Genomic DNA, 14,635 nt, shown 5'->3' on the forward strand with positions numbered 1-14,635 from the left:
GCCCGACGCCAACATTGGATTGGTTGCCGCGTACCATCCCGTATTCACCTTTCTCGTGCGGCTATGCCTGGTAGTGCTGCGTTGCCCGTCTGGCTGGCCTGGCCCTGCGGCGCTGCTTTTTTGTTAGGAATCTATGGGCTGGGGCGGGGCATTGGCTGGGCCACCCGGCTGTTTAGTCCGGAGGCCAATGCCTTCGCCTTCCCGGCCGCCCAGGACGTGTTTCGCTTCACCCTCACCGCGGCGGGGGCCTACGAGCTGTCCTGCACCCGTCCCGGCCGCTGGGGCACCTGGTTCACTATCCCTGATGTCGAAATTCGGGTGCGCCGGCTGCCCGACGGGCCGGTGCAGCGCTTGCAGCCCAGCTTCTGGAACTGGTCGAAGCGGACCAATATGGACGGGGATACCACCCAACGTATCGCCGATTTTGTGGCCGACCTGCCCGGTGAATACGAACTAATCAACCCCTACACCACCCAGTTTCTTCTCGGCGACAAACTACGTATTCTGCCCTCTACGAGCGGCAAAACGCTTCCACTGGTACTACTGCTGCTGGTTTCGGGCCTGGCCACCATCAGCGGCTTCGTCGTAGGGCTGATTGCGGGAATTGGTGGGTTAACACATTAGGTGCGTTTTTGATGGTGAGTAGCGCCTAGCCTGCCACGCCCTTGCTCCCGCCCAATTGCGTGGCAATGACCCACTCACTGGCTTTCGTGCAGCTTTGCACGGGGCTTCCACGTAGAATTTATTGCTGCTACGCTTCTCCCCATGCCCCCTTCCTTTGCCCCCGAAACCGTCGTGTATTTGTCCCGGTGGAAAGTGCCAATGTGGATTATGTGGTTCTCGTTGCTGAGTGTAGGAGGCACTGCCATGCTGCTGCACAAGCCACTGCTCCCGTTCGCTTTCTCACTTTCTGCGCTCAAGTCCCTGGCTGGCTACGCCTTCGGCTGGGTCGTGGTGGTCGTCGCTGCCGGGTGCGCGGGGCACTATGCCATGCAGTTGATGCGCCACCAGCCTGTTTTTCGACTGGGTGTGCTGGGCATCCAGCTCGGCACCGACCCACTGGACGCCTGGCGCAGCATTTGGGACGAGGAAGTGGTGGTGGTGCGCAACGGCAAATGGCGCACCGTGTCGCTGGCCTACCGAACTCCCACCGCCATCCGGCGGCTGGACGTGAGCGACTGTGGCATCACTGCGGCCCGCCTGCGCAAACTACTGGTCTACTACCGCCAGCAGGCACTTCACCCAACGGCCTGAGCAGGGAGGCCCACCGCTGTGAAGCAGTTAATAGAAGCTCAGACCGGTACGGAGCCCACAAACCAGGCAGGGAGTTGCGGGGGAATCTGGTAATTTCCTACCACGCCTTGCACCCCAGCACCTTACTCTAGGCCTTGGTGCGCTTACCCAGACGCACCAAGGCTTGCTTGGCCACCTCAGAATACGACCATTTTTTGGAGGGTTAAAATGCGCGCTTTTACCTTATAAGGCAGACCCGTTAGGAGTTCAGCAAAACGAGCCTTAAATTGGTCTTCGTCATTACATTTATATGCTCTCTTGCTTTAAGCGGATACGCGTGCTGACTTACTCGGTGCTTTGTTGTGCCTATCCCTTGGTTGGACATGCCCAGCACGTTGACGACCACCTAGAACCAAGCAGGGGAGGGCTGTTCGAAGACAGACGCTACCAGCCCTTCCACACGGCCATCCAGCAAGTATTATTTGCCGGTCTCTCCGACAAGCCGTTGGCGCGTATCGTCGTGGTGCCCGCCTTTGCGCCTGAATACCTGGTCTCGGTGGAGCAGAACGCCGGTACCTATACCGTCATCAGCCGCGTTTGCCAGCAGCAAGTCCGGGCCGCGCTCCGGGAGCACCCGGCGCGGCGCGTAACGGCGCAAACTCGTATGGCCACGTTGCCCGAGCCGTTGGCTACGGCCGTGGTTGCCGTCATTCGCCAAGCCTTGTCCCAGACCCAATATCCTGCCCCCGCCCCACGTTACCAACTGGACGGCACGACCTACTATTTTATGGCGTTCCAACGCTGGGCGGGGTGGTGGAATGGCCAAACATGGTCACCGGACTCAGATACGCGGATGCGCGCGTTGGTGGAACTGGTGGCGCATTTGAAAGAACTAACTGCAGACCCTTCCAATCAGCAACGGCAAGTCGACCTGAACCAGGAAGCCACGCAGTTGATGGCCCGTCTGATGAGCAAATAAAGCACAGTTACTGGTTCACGCAAACGGTACGTTAAACGTACTTCGTTTAGAATAACGAGCGTTTCTTTGCCTAACAAGCTACAGCATACAATGCCATGAGGTACGTCCTGTTAGGGTTGCTGTGTCTAGCTCTGTTGGCATTGGGGTGCTTCTGGCTCCTTTTTCCATCGAGCGGACACAACATGTCGGTCGAAACAGCCCATTTTTTGGCTGGAGCCGCACTTGTCATTAATGGGGTGGTTGGCCTTTTAGTGGTGTGGATACGCAGGAGCAAACGGGCAGAAAGGCAACGGCGAAAGCGGCTTCATCTCGACTAGGTAAGGTCCCGTGGTGCTTACCAGCGCAGCTGTCCATGCAGTCCTGTCAATGCCCTGCCACAGTTTAAGCAAAGGGTGGTCTAAATTACCGAGCGTTAGAATAAGCCTGCCAAGTGTACGTTGCTAGAGAAGAGTCACTCCTTGCGCTACCACTGCACATGCATCCACCCTCGGAAGCCATCCCCCTCCCGAAATGTGAAAAGAAGAACGTTGGCTGGCCTTGGTGGTATCCGGCGTGCTGGTTGCCTCCGTTCTATCAGCCTTTGCCTGCATGGTGTACGCACGCATCGCCTTAGGGCATTGGCCGCAATACTTGCCGGACCAGCCCCCGGGTGCGGTCCTGTCGGGGTGGGGGTACAACACGCACTTGCTATTGAGCATGCTGCATGTTCCGTGCTTGTTGTTTTGGGCGGCGATGATGGGCTTGTCGGCTTGGGAGCACAAGGCCCTGCGTCACCGGGCGGCCTTGCTGCTCGGGGTGGCAGCCGTGGCTGGGTGCTTCGCCTTATCGTATTTGCCTGGCACTTGCTTCGAGTGGCTTTTTCTTCGATAGCCTCACTTCTCTAATCAGGTTCAAATTAACGGTGGTCTAAATTAACGAGCCTTTGTGAAAGGTGTTAACCGGTCACAAGACTGACTGGTTACTCCTGCGCGGCGCCTTTGGGCAGCGTGTCGGGACGAGGAAAATGGAAGAGGTCCTCTAGGCCTTGGGCCAGTACCGGCGCGGAGAAGGCCTCGACGCACGGCGACGGCTTCCCGGGCGACGCGCCCGCCTCGCGCAGCGCCTGCGCCAAGTGAAAGACAATTGCCTGGGGGTCCGCGTAGGCCGCAACGGGAGCATTGCCGTACGAGAACAGGCGTTGGCCTTTGCGGTAGACCAGCACCTTGACAATTGCCCCGTCCGTTGGCTCAATTCGGATGCCGCCCGTCCCGATTGAATCCAAGCGCACCACCTGCTGGGCTAAGGTCAGTACTTGCCGTCGTTGGGGTTCTGACAGGGCAAAACAATGGACGGCGGAATCGGGCGCGGCCGCGTTGAGGTATAGAGCTTGTACCCGGCCGACCGAATCCATCCGGTAGACCCATGTTTCGTTCTGGCCGTTGAAATGCAGCAGTTCCAGCGCCTGGATGTCGTGCCCGGCGCTGGATGGCTCCCCGCAACGCATGAACAGGGGCCCGGCCATGAGGAAAAAGAAGGCACCGTAGCGCAAATGCTTGCTCATGGTTCAACTAAATGGTCGTAATCGCTAAAAGCCTTTGCATCTGACTAGAACCGGTTCGTACTGCCTGTCTGGCCCACATCAATCGAACCGGCAGCAGTCAAGCTAAAGACTGGTCGCTAGCCGAAACAGCCCGGCCCGGGACCAGCGATTTGCCCTGCAGGCACCTATGGATGACCTGCTTAACAGGGCAATGCGGTGAGGCAGGCTAACACACTTGCCTTGAAAATCTTAGGTATTACCAGGTGCTGTTTCCTCTATGGGCGGAGGAAACGTGAACTGCGCGGCGGCGGCCACGAGCGGGGCCGGGTCCGTGTGGTACTGGTTGAGGCGCGTGCGAAGCGCCGCGGTCCAGCCGGCGGGCTGGGTGGCTTGCGCCAGCAGTGCGGCCAGGGCCAGGCGCCGCAGTCGGGCATCGGAATGGTCAGCCAAAGCCCGCTCAAAGGACACCAGCGAATCATCCGCCAGCGGCTGGCCCGCGCGCTGCCCGCTTCTGGCAATGGCTTCCGCGGCCGTCAGCAACGATTCGGCGTCCAGCGCGTCGGTAGTGGCCAACTCGCTGAGGAAAGCGGCCAGCTCGGGCCAGGGCAGGCCTGCCACGGCCAATTGAACTTGCAGCCGCACCGTCAGCGGGTCGGGGCGCAGGGCGGCCAGCAGGCCCTGTACCAGGGGCTGCAAAGCGCTCCGGTTGCCGGGCAGGGCGGCGCGCAGCGCGTCGAGCGTGGCGTGGAGCACGCGCCGCTCGGGCCGCACCCGGGCCACGGTTTCGGCAATGAGGGCCGGGTGCGACACGGCGTAGGTGGCAAACAGGGCGCGGGCGGCGGCGCGGTATTCGTCGGGCAGCGGCGAGTGCAGGTCGGCTAGCAGCGGCGGCAGCAGCACCTGGCCGGGGTCGGCCAACGGGAGCGAAACGCACCGGCCCAGCACCTGTACCCGCAACGGAGCATCCGGGTGGCGCAGCAGTGTTCCCAGCAGCGCCAGCACCTGTTGTTGCCCGGCGGGCGACAGGCGGTCGGTCGGAATCCGGGCCACGCCGGCCGCGACGGCCGGGTCTGGGTCGGCCGCAACCGCGCGCAGCAGGGGCCACGTTTCGGCGCGGTCCGGGTGGTCCCACAGGGCCCGGAGCAGGGCCACGCGCACGTCGCGGTGAAGCGGGCGGGCGGCCATTTCCAGCAGCAGCGGGTAGGCAGCCGGCGTGTCCAGTTCGCCCAGCAGGCGCAGCACTTCTTTGGCCACCGTTACTTTTTCGGTGGGGGCCGTTTGGAGCAGGGCCAGGGCCTGCGGAGCGGGCATTTCCAGCAGCGTTGAGCGCAGGGCATAGATGGCGATGCGCGCCCGTGTGTCGGCCAGGGCTTCCACCAGCACCGGTACGCCCTGCCCGCCATCGAGCCGGGCCAGGGCCCGCACGGCCGTGTCGCGCACGGCCACCCGCTCCAGGCGCGCATCGGCCAGCCTAAATAGGCTCGTCGGCACCACTGCCGGCAGCGCGGCCAACTGGTGAATCGCCTGAAACAGCGCGGGCGTGTCGCGCTGTCCATCCTGCGTCAGTTGCGTCAGCGTTTCGGCAAACAGGCGCTGCTGCGTCGGGGTCCAGCGGTAAAAATGCGTAAACAAGGGCAGCACGAAGCGCGTGTTTCCGGTTGAAAACCGCCCCTTATAGGCGCGCTGCCCCAGAAAGGGCGTGAGCAAATCCTGTCGTTGCCGGTGCAGGTAGGTGTAAACGGCTGGTAGCGTGACCACACTGGGGTCGCTGTGCAGCAGGGCCGGAACCAGGGCACCGAGGCGGGCGGACTGGTGCTCGCCCAGCAGCTGGAGTATCTGCGAGGCCACGTAGCTCTGCCGCGTGGTGACCAGTACAGTTTCCAGCAAGTCGGTCAGGCCCTCGAACACCCGAAGCCGCCGGCCCAGTCGATGGGCTGCCTCGACTAACCATACTTCTCGCTCGCGGGTGGCCCAGGCCTGTAGCACCGGCAGCAGGGCGGGCGCCACGCGGCGGACGTCGGCCGCGGTTAGCCGTTCACCCAAGTTGGGGAAATAAATGACCCCACGCGCCCGCGCCAGCTCGGCCAGCCACCCCGCCGCCCATTTGGGCTGAAACGGCACCAGCGCCACCACCAGGTGCTCGGCCGAGCGGGCAGTGCCCGCTGATAAGTCGGCGGCGTTCAGGGCATCGCGGAGAACCAGGCTTAGGTCGTCTAAATGAGCGGCTTGCCAGCGGGCCGGGGGCAGGCCGGCCAGCGCCGCCAGCATCGCCTGGCGCACGGGGTCCTGCTCGTTGGCACGGGCGCGCACCAGGGCCAGCGCGGCGGGTAGTTGGGCCCGGTGAAAGCGGGCTACCTTAATTTGGGTGGCCAGGGCCAGGGTGCGCAGGTCGGCATCGGGGTTGCGCACATACGGAGTGAGCACGGTGTGGGCTTCGTCCCACGGCAAAAAGGCCGCATAGGGCAGCCGCTGGGCCGGCCGCGCCGCCAGCGCGGGCAGGGCGAGGTGGCGGCGGGCTTCGGCGGCGCGCAGTTCGGCGGGCAGCCGCGCGACCACACCCGTTGGCACCACCCCTTCGGCGCTGCGCCACCCGTTGCCGGCCACCTCAAATGCGGCCCGGCGCAGCGCCGGGGGCACGCGGCCCAGCCAGGCTTCGCGGTCGGCGACCAGGGTGGGCCGGTGCCGGAGCACAGCCAGCAGGCGGGTTTCGGTGAGGCGGGGGGCGAGCCGGTTGAGGGGAAGCCGCACCGCCGCGCCGTCTTCGTGCGCAAGCAGTAAATCCACCACCTCGTTGGGGCGCCGCCGGGCCAGGTGGTGCAGCGCGATGCGGGCGGGCGGCTCTTGGCGCAGCAACGCGCGCACCAGCGTTATGGCGTGGTCGGTCTCACGCTCCGCCAGGGGAGCCAGCACCGCGTTCACGTGGTAAAGCAGCCGTGCATCCGGGGCCGTCAGGGTGCGCAGCTGGTCGTGCAGTTGCGCAAACGCAATAGCCGGGTGGTACTTGGCCAGCCGCTCCCAATCCATACTGCCCCAGCCCGGCATCACCGCCGCCATGTGCTTCTCCACCAAGGCCGCGGTGCCAAAATACAGCAATTGCGCCAGCCGCGCATCCGGACCAGCGGCCAGTCCTTCCAGCAGGGCATCCACAACGGCTCCCCGCCGCTGCCGCAGCAGCATCCGCAGGAGCTTGGGTTGCGCTCGGCGGGGCAGGACGGCAAACGCCGCCCCAACCTGCGCATCGGTGCAGATGTGGGCCACCAAGCGCAGCGCCAGGTCCCGCAGCAGGCGTGACGGGTCGCCCAGCGCGGCCACGACCTGCTTCCCGTCCATGCTGCCGTAGCAGGCCAGCAGCGCCAATTGGCGCTCGTAGAAGCCCTCGGCCGTGGACAGGGAGTGCAGCAGGGCAGCCACCACCGTGTCGGTGCGGGCCTGCTGCCCGAGCGTCACCAAGCGCTTTACCCGGTTATGGTAGGGAAAGGTTTCGAGTTCCGTCAGGAGCGTGGCGATGGTCATAAGCGTGAAGTGGCAAGGCACAAACTTAGGCTCAATTGAACAAGCGTTTGGATAGCGGCTGGCACGACTCACCCGCAAGGACAACGTGCTCCGGTCAAGTTAAGGAGGGTTAGATAGATGCTTGCCTCGTAGTTTCCTATATGGGAGTGTTTGGCGCAGAGGGGCGTGCCGTTTACCCCATTACCCAGTCGATGGCCACATCGCCGTAGTGGACAATCACCTGCAACAAGCCATAAAATGTCCCCAGCGTGGCCAACGAAGCGGCTAATACGTCCTTTTCGTGGGGCCCGTCATAAAGGCACGTTGATGGAAAAACGGATAGAGCGCCGTCGTCACGAGCCAGAAAAAGCCGTACAGCTACATCAGGGCCAGCAGCCCCAGGATCAGCACGCCGTGACCGATTAGGCCCAGGACCGTGGGCGATACATCCCGGTGCGCGTCGGGCATGTACCCTGTGTGTCACTAGCGGCCGCAATATGTCACATGCCGGTCCGTACACGGGCCAATTGCTGTCGAGCATACAACCCAACAAGGCGCCAGCGATAGGCAACTGCTGGTCAATAGGAAGATGTCGTAAGCGCCTGAGCGCGTTCTCATCGCCATTGTCGCGAGGAACGAGGTGGGTAAGGCGTGCCATGATGCAAGAAGAAAGGGGCTGAATATTCCTGTTACCTGCTCAATATTGCCACAATTGCCCAAGCAGCAGTCGTTCAGCGAAAGGGTCGGAATGAGATAGCGAGCCGTTACATAAACGACTTCTCATAGGTGCTGCCCCATCCGTATTTCTTTTTTTGCCAACCGAATGGGCAGCACTTTTTCGAGGGTCATACCTACCGGCCGGGTGCGTCGGTTGACCCAGCGACCGAATTTCCCCGGGCCCGGCCGGCCGCGGCCAGTGCTTTGGTCAGCGACCTTGTAGGAGCCGTCAGCCCGGGCGAGACAGCCGTGGCAGTCAGCAAGCCACTCAGAACCACTGGCCACACGAATCGTCTCATTAGGGCAGGATACAAGGCGTATTACATAGTCCTGAAGTTTACGAAAACAGTCCGAAGCTAAACCCCCGCCTTTCAATTGAAGGAGGGTTAAACGTTTGGCTAAGTCAACAGGCAAGCGAACGGCCTTTGAAGCCGCCCAGCCGAAAAGCGTCCTACCCGGTGGTACGCGGCGGCCCAAACTTTCGCTGGATGGCCTGGTGAAAAAACATCCCTAGCAGCAGCACCCCGATAACGGCATTATATCCTCCCAAGGTTAAATCAGAAGGTGAATACCCCCGGGTATACACCCCGTATTCCACTCCGAAAAAAAGCGCTAATCCTGCCAGAAAAAGGACGCCATTTACTGTCCTCAGCAGGAGATATAACGGCAGGCAAAATAACCCAATCAGGGGCAGGGAGTAAACGAACACATAGAGCATGTAGGCTAGCGTTTGCTCGACTATTTCCACCGAGGTCCTGGCTTTGTCCAAGACGAGGCTTTGATACCGGCTCGCACAGGCGAGCACAAAAAAGAAGGCGGCGTACTTGATAAGCAGAAACCAAACGCTATTGCGAAGCCGAACCTTCAGCATGACCTCTCTTTTATAAAACGTTGACGGATAAGATACAACCTTTCTATTAGCTCAGTTCACGCAAATGGTCCTGCCATTAACACTTGCGTTTGGTATTGCGTTACCCTAGGCGAAAACACAACCCACTTCCGGCTCCGGGCATGTGCCTGAACGCTTACCTGTTCGGCGGGAGGCTAAAGCAGAAAGTCCAGGGTGAGCGTGGGAAAAACGACCACTCGGCGGCCGGTTACTACCATGTCGCCGCGTTGGTATTCGGCCCGAAACCCGTTGACGGCAAAAATATTGAACCCGGTGCGGAAACGGTCGCTGAAGCGCAGGTTGGTGCCGAAGCCGGCCCCAACGTTGAGGTCGGTCACCGCACCGCTGCCCCCGGCCAGCGCCCAGTGGTACAGCGAGTAGACGGCTCCCACGCCCACGACGGGTTCCACCACCTTGGCGTTTGTGAGCAAAGAGTAAGTCAGGAGCCCAATGCCGGCGCGGCCGTACTCGGCGGCGCGTTCGTAGCCAAATTGCTGGACCCCGGCCAGCTTGACGCCCCAGCGCGGGGTAAAGCGGTAATCCGATTGAACGCCCACGCCATTGTACGTACCCAACACCCCAACCGAAAACCTGCGGACGCGGTAGGTCGCCAGCGAAGGGGCGGCTTCTTGACCGAGTGAAGGCAGGGCAGCCAACCCGAAAAGCAGTAGGAAAGGGGTACTCATCATAAGGAAAAGGGGGGTCGAGGGGAATAAGATACTGCCCAGGGGCGGGAACGCCGCCCACCGCATGTCAGGCGAGTATTCCCAGCCCCTGGTAGATTACGTCCAGCCAAATGGTGGTCTAAATTACCGAGCGTTACTTGTAATGTGGCGAAAGCCTTGGTAGGGTAAAGCGATTGACCCTGTTTCGTATTCTTACAGCAAGCCCTTTTACCCCTCCATGAGTGACGTAACCAATTTACTTATTGCTTTCTCCTTAAGTGAGGACGAGGAAAAGATTCAGCAACAGTTACGGCAGCACGTTTATAACAACATCACCCAGTTCGATGCGGTCTCTGCAGATTCCCCCACCCTGCCAAAAGGATGGTACGCCGGCAGCAAGTACTTGGAAGCCCAGTTACTCATTGGGGCCTACAACCATTTAAACCTCGACGAGCTGTTCGTTTTCATGAAAAACATGACATGGGAATGCCCGGAGGACGTGCAACTCATTGTGAAAGAGCAGTGGGACTCAAAATTTCGTCTGATTGACCTCTTTCCAGAGGCTTAAACGCCCCCCAGACGGAAGTCATTATCAAGCACCCTTAGTTAGTTCACCTTAACGGTGGTGGCTGTTGCAGAACTCTGCGTCCCCCCAGGAAGGAAGGATTCGAGGTGCTTGAACAAGCTGGAAAGGCTGTCAGACGCGCCTTTTACGCCTACTTAGTCACTAATCCATGCTATTTTCGAACTGCCGAATGGCTTCTGCAACAGCCACGGTGGTCTAACTTACCGAGGGTTACGTTTAGGGCAAGCGTCATGCTTACGTTTAGGGCAAGCGTCATGCTATTATCATCTGGACCTCTGCTGTTACTTTGTGGTTGGTACCGGATAGGCCCTCTCGCCTCCTATTTTCCCGATCTATGTCCGTTGATTTGGACCTTCTTGACCGCTGGTTGACGGGCTGGAGCCTGGCCCGCGGCTTGCCCCTTCCTACACGCCATGGCGGAGGCTTGCTCGTTGAGGTGGGATGGCCTGAGCAGCTACGGCGTCACGTGTTTGTGGACGCGGGACGCGCGCTGCAAGCCTGTGCCGCCCGCATCCACGCCCCCTTCATTTATGTAAAGGCCGCGGTGGAGCCCGAGCACCTGCGGTGCGCCCTTCCCGCCCCCTGGAAAATTGAAAGCCCCCGCTACCTCATGTCCCTTCCCATGGCGATGGCCAGGGCCATCTCCCTGCCCGCGGGGTATAGCGCGACGGTTGGCGTAGAACATGGTGCGTCGGTTATCCGCCTCGCGGATGCCACGGGACAGCCGGCGGCGAGCGGGCGAGTCGTGCTGCACCAAGGGACTGCGGTCTTTGACCGCATCGAAACGCTCGCGCCCCATCGCCGCCGGGGGCTAGGCACCGCCTTAATGGGCGCGTTGGATGCGCTGGCCGCACAAGCGGGGGTTTCCGAGCGCCTGCTTGTGGCCACCGAAGCCGGACGGGCGCTCTACCGTCGCCTGGGATGGCAGCTCGTGGCCCCGTATTCGACGGCCGTCCTGCCCGCGTCCTGAGTCGGCACGCTTTCGCCGTTGCATGCAGCAACTCGGCGGCGCCGGAATCCAGCGGCACGTCTCGGACGGGAACGGACAGCGGGCAAGGCGCCGAAGTCCGAACCCAGCCAAAGGCAGCGAATGCCGCCGCAAACTGAACTAAAGCAGGGCAAACAACCTGCTTCAACTCCATAGTTACGCAGCCTGAGTAGGAGCTTGGCAAGTTCAGTCAAAGGGTCGTACCGTTAGGCTAAAGCGTCGGCATGCTATTGTGTTGGCGCTTGATACACTAGTTGCGCTCCAGCATGGGTATAGAGGCTGTAGGCCCACTCGTTTTCGCGGCGAATCAGCACCTGCACGTGCTCGGGGTCTTCCCACTGCACCTGTTGGGAGAGGTGGCGCCGGAACCCGTCCAAATCGAAATGATTAAAGGAGCCCAGGTACAGGTGCCCCAGTGCGCTTTTGGTCCCGCCGTACCAGCAGTGGAACTCCGAAAGGGCTGCGTTCGGGGCTTCCACCGACACCAGGTTTACCGTCTGCCCCGGGGACTCGAACGCGTTGACTTCGCGTATGCGGGCCGGTTCGTGCTCCGACCCTGGGAAAATCAGCAAGACCGTGGTCACAACGCTCATGGGCAAGGCAGGTGGAGGAGAAGGAAGGGCCGAACAGACCGCTAGAGTGCCGCCCCATTGGCCCTCCGCTCTGAAAGGCGAAAGATAACCTCCACCGGCTCCTGTCAGTAGATGCGTGGTGGCCCGCCCTGCGTTCAGCGAAAGGGTGGTGGCTGTTGCAGAAGCCATTCGGCAGTTCGAAAATAGCATGGATTAGTGACTAAGTAGGCGTAAAAGGCGCGTCTGACAGCCTTTCCAGCTTGTTTAAGCACCTCGAATCCTTCCTTCCTGGGGGGACGCAGAGTTCTGCAACAGCCACGGTGGTCTAAATTACCGAGGGTTAAATTGCTGTTCCAAAGCTGCTCCTCACTCATGCTTCGCCGCTTTCCCCTTTATCTGTCCCTGCTGTTGCTCACGCAATGCAGCAAATGCAAGCGCGACGCCCCCACGCCGCTGCTCCCACAAGACCCACTGAGCCTGTTGCCACCCGAAACCCAGACCGGCGCAGGCACTTTTGGCTGCTTGGTCAACGGGATTGCCTACACCACGACGAGTTCGATTGCGGTGTCAGGGGAATGGATTTCTGCGTCCAAACTTGCCGTTGGGGCAACCTTGTATCCGAACGGGCACCAAGACCAGCTGCTTCGCTCGTTCACGCTCGTGATGAATGGACAATTAACGGCCCCACCGGTGGCGGCCTTCTCCATCGTTGTCGCCGGCAACCAAGCCGTGTTCACACCCGGCCTGGATCAATTCTACGCCTTCTCGGGCAATGCGACCTGCGCTTATAGAGGAGCCTTCTTTAAAACGGGGCAAATAGAATTACGACGGTTCGACGGGGTACAACGCATCGCGTCCGGCCGGTTCGCCTTCACGCTGTACGAACCCGGCGGCTGCGACACGCTGCGCGTGACCAGTGGCCGCTTCGACGTCAAATTCTAGCGCCCTAATCGTGACCGTTTCGTTCACGAAAATGGTTTTTTAACCGTACTTCGTTTAAAATTAAGAGCGTAATTATGCCCATTCTATCAGCGACAAGGAATGAGCACGTGGAAACAGGATATAGTGGAAATACTGGGGGCATTCAAGGAGGAATCGGCCTTTGGCGGGGAAGTCTTGCTTCACCTAAACGGGGAGCAGCTTCGTGTCGGGTTTAACGTCAACGAACGCGCCTACCTGCTGTTAAAAAAGCTGGTTTCGTTTCAACCGTTTGAATCCGTCGCAGCGGGTAAGTACCACTATTTCTTTGCCGGTAGTTACCGCCAGATAGGCGAGGATACGGTGATGACAGGCATCCAAGTCGTGCAGGACCGGCGGCACAAAAAGTTTGAAATAGAATTGACCAAAGGCTTGCTGGCCAACTTGCGGTGGCTCCAAGAAATCAGCAGTAAAGAGCAGGTAGAACACCTACTCCGCGTAAGTGGGTAAAAGAGCCTAGTTCAGCCAAACGGTGGTTTATAACATCCATTATTGGCTGTCCCACGAGCTCTCTCTGCGAAGGCCACCTTCAACTCGTCAACATACATAAACCTCACGCCACACAGAGAGTACCAATCATTTGAAAATAAAAACGAATGGTACCCCGGCAGGCAATGAACAGAGGTACCATTCGTTTGAGAACCGAAACGAATGGTACTCTCCGTCGCCAAGTCCTTATGCCACGTCATGCTTTGCCTTCCAGTTCGTTGTCGGCAGCTGTGCGGGGCCGGCTTGGTATCTCGCGGGAAGAGCTGGGCGACCTGCTGGAGGTGACTGTATCGCAGGTGGGCCATGTGGAATGCGGACGGCGCAGCTACTCAGCCCGAGCCCAGGCACGGCTGCTGCGGCTGGCCGAGTTGCTGCCCGCTGCCCTGCCGGCTGAAGCCGCCCCGCCCGGCCCCACACTAGCGTAAGCTACCGCCCTGTGCGCCCGCTTGCGCAGCTGCCGCCACGAGGCCCGGAAGGTGCGAGCGCAGCAGGATGCCTGGCCGGTGCAGGAAGCCGCGTTGCGGCGACGGCGGCAGGCGCTGGCGGCCCTGAGCACCGCCCTGGCTACCCCCCTCCCCGGTCCTCCCGACCCGGCGGCCGACCCCACCCGCGAACGCGCTTGGCTGGAGCTATTAGAACTGGCCACCGTTCGCCTCGCCCGCCAGCTGCCCAGCCCCACGGCGCGGGCCCTGTTGGCGCTACGCCTGCGTCTGCTCGACGAAGAGGCTACCACGCTGGTAGAGCTGCTGGGGACCTGAACATCAGGCAGGGCGTAGTATTCCGCGTACGCCAGTTGTCGACCTAAGCACAAATTGACAAATGGCCTATGCTAAGCTACTGGTAGCCATTGGCAATAGCCACTGTAAATAGTTGTACTCACCACGCAATATTAAAATATTTTAGTCCGTTGATGCCGCACCCTGTTGCAGAGCTCACTTAATCCCCAATCCCTTTCTTATGGCTCTGTCCGTAAACCTGCTAACCACTACTGCCCAGTGCGACGCCATTATTGCCACCCTTGATGAGCGGCTGCGCATCATCACCAAGCGCGAAGGGGATTTTGACTACCAGCGCGACAACGCCACCGACGACGCCACCAACGTAAGCGCCCGCCTGGTCCGGCTAACCAGCAAAATCACGGAACTCACGTCCTCCCTGGCCACCCAAACGCCCGGCACCGACGAGCACCGCCGCACCGACGAGGAGCTTACCGATGCCCAGTACGAGCAAAAGAAGCGTTCCTTCCGTCAGGCTGACCGGGAGCCCGTGTACCTGGTGCTGCGCGAAGTAGACGTGGACGATGCCCAGGGCCGCATTGCCCGCCTCACGACCAGCCGCACCGCCGTAGTCACCCGCCGCGCCGAGCTATAGGCCCACCCCGCTCAAACCAATTGAGGTAGCCGAACGGATACCCCCGGGACTGTTGTCCGGGCGTATTCGTTCGGCTACCTCAATTGGTTTGAGCGGGCGCTGAAATTGTGATGCGTGCCAGGGCCGTGCAACTACGACTGTGAAACAACTGGTTCGA

The 14,635-nt window shown here is 60.6% G+C and carries 16 protein-coding genes; 10 read left to right on the forward strand and 6 right to left on the reverse strand.

The window, feature by feature from the left end; translation table 11 throughout:
- The first annotated feature begins 63 nt into the window (after positions 1-63).
- The 3 genes from J4E00_RS02510 to J4E00_RS02520 all read left to right on the forward strand — a co-directional run bounded on the left by J4E00_RS02510 (position 64) and on the right by J4E00_RS02520 (position 2,212).
- Positions 64-624: a hypothetical protein gene (locus J4E00_RS02510; RefSeq protein WP_208173426.1), complete on the forward strand. Its 561-nt coding sequence runs from the start codon at positions 64-66 to the stop codon at positions 622-624.
- 141 nt (positions 625-765) lie between these two features.
- Positions 766-1,254: a hypothetical protein gene (locus tag J4E00_RS02515; RefSeq protein ID WP_208173427.1), complete on the forward strand. Its 489-nt coding sequence runs from the start codon at positions 766-768 to the stop codon at positions 1,252-1,254.
- Between the two features lie 289 nt (positions 1,255-1,543).
- The gene (locus tag J4E00_RS02520) at positions 1,544-2,212 is read left to right on the forward strand and encodes a hypothetical protein (RefSeq protein WP_208173428.1); all 669 of its coding nucleotides are present in this window, start codon (positions 1,544-1,546) and stop codon (positions 2,210-2,212) included.
- Between the two features lie 958 nt (positions 2,213-3,170).
- Here J4E00_RS02520 and J4E00_RS02525 read toward each other — a convergent pair.
- The 5 genes from J4E00_RS02525 to J4E00_RS02545 form a co-directional block, all read right to left on the reverse strand.
- Positions 3,171-3,752 (reverse strand): hypothetical protein, encoded by a 582-nt coding sequence (locus J4E00_RS02525; protein ID WP_208173429.1) that lies wholly within the window; start codon positions 3,750-3,752, stop codon positions 3,171-3,173.
- A 228-nt stretch (positions 3,753-3,980) separates the two neighbouring features.
- Positions 3,981-7,244, reverse strand: a complete 3,264-nt coding sequence (locus J4E00_RS02530) for a hypothetical protein (RefSeq protein WP_208173430.1) — start codon at positions 7,242-7,244, stop codon at positions 3,981-3,983.
- A gap of 172 nt (positions 7,245-7,416) precedes the next feature.
- Entirely contained in the window at positions 7,417-7,881 is a 465-nt protein-coding gene (locus tag J4E00_RS30190; RefSeq protein WP_208173431.1) for a DUF5071 domain-containing protein, read from the reverse strand.
- 510 nt (positions 7,882-8,391) lie between these two features.
- Positions 8,392-8,811: a hypothetical protein gene (locus tag J4E00_RS02540; protein WP_208173432.1), complete on the reverse strand. Its 420-nt coding sequence runs from the start codon at positions 8,809-8,811 to the stop codon at positions 8,392-8,394.
- Positions 8,812-8,984: 173 nt separating this feature from the next.
- Positions 8,985-9,518, reverse strand: a complete 534-nt coding sequence (locus tag J4E00_RS02545) for a hypothetical protein (protein ID WP_208173433.1) — start codon at positions 9,516-9,518, stop codon at positions 8,985-8,987.
- Positions 9,519-9,732: 214 nt separating this feature from the next.
- On the opposite strand from J4E00_RS02545, the gene J4E00_RS02550 reads away from it, so the two are divergent.
- Complete coding sequence (locus J4E00_RS02550) at positions 9,733-10,062, forward strand: hypothetical protein (protein WP_208173434.1); 330 nt, start codon at positions 9,733-9,735, stop codon at positions 10,060-10,062.
- Positions 10,063-10,414: 352 nt separating this feature from the next.
- Positions 10,415-11,050 carry a GNAT family N-acetyltransferase gene (locus tag J4E00_RS02555; RefSeq protein WP_208173435.1) on the forward strand — a complete coding sequence of 212 codons (636 nt, stop codon included), beginning with the start codon at positions 10,415-10,417 and terminating at the stop codon, positions 11,048-11,050.
- A 245-nt stretch (positions 11,051-11,295) separates the two neighbouring features.
- Here J4E00_RS02555 and J4E00_RS02560 read toward each other — a convergent pair whose 3' ends face one another.
- Positions 11,296-11,661 (reverse strand): hypothetical protein, encoded by a 366-nt coding sequence (locus J4E00_RS02560; protein WP_208173436.1) that lies wholly within the window; start codon positions 11,659-11,661, stop codon positions 11,296-11,298.
- Positions 11,662-12,012: 351 nt separating this feature from the next.
- Between J4E00_RS02560 and J4E00_RS02565 the strand changes: the two genes are divergently transcribed.
- The 5 genes from J4E00_RS02565 to J4E00_RS02585 all read left to right on the forward strand — a co-directional run bounded on the left by J4E00_RS02565 (position 12,013) and on the right by J4E00_RS02585 (position 14,478).
- Entirely contained in the window at positions 12,013-12,582 is a 570-nt protein-coding gene (locus J4E00_RS02565) for a hypothetical protein (RefSeq protein ID WP_208173437.1), read from the forward strand.
- Between the two features lie 99 nt (positions 12,583-12,681).
- Positions 12,682-13,068: a hypothetical protein gene (locus J4E00_RS02570; RefSeq protein ID WP_208173438.1), complete on the forward strand. Its 387-nt coding sequence runs from the start codon at positions 12,682-12,684 to the stop codon at positions 13,066-13,068.
- A 227-nt stretch (positions 13,069-13,295) separates the two neighbouring features.
- The gene (locus J4E00_RS02575; RefSeq protein WP_208173439.1) at positions 13,296-13,532 is read left to right on the forward strand and encodes a helix-turn-helix domain-containing protein; all 237 of its coding nucleotides are present in this window, start codon (positions 13,296-13,298) and stop codon (positions 13,530-13,532) included.
- Positions 13,533-13,553: 21 nt separating this feature from the next.
- Positions 13,554-13,865 (forward strand): hypothetical protein, encoded by a 312-nt coding sequence (locus tag J4E00_RS02580; RefSeq protein ID WP_208173440.1) that lies wholly within the window; start codon positions 13,554-13,556, stop codon positions 13,863-13,865.
- 199 nt (positions 13,866-14,064) lie between these two features.
- Positions 14,065-14,478 (forward strand): hypothetical protein, encoded by a 414-nt coding sequence (locus tag J4E00_RS02585; RefSeq protein ID WP_208173441.1) that lies wholly within the window; start codon positions 14,065-14,067, stop codon positions 14,476-14,478.
- Positions 14,479-14,635: the final 157 nt, after the last annotated feature.

This window comes from Hymenobacter negativus, from assembly GCF_017571495.1.
Classification (GTDB): domain Bacteria; phylum Bacteroidota; class Bacteroidia; order Cytophagales; family Hymenobacteraceae; genus Hymenobacter; species Hymenobacter negativus.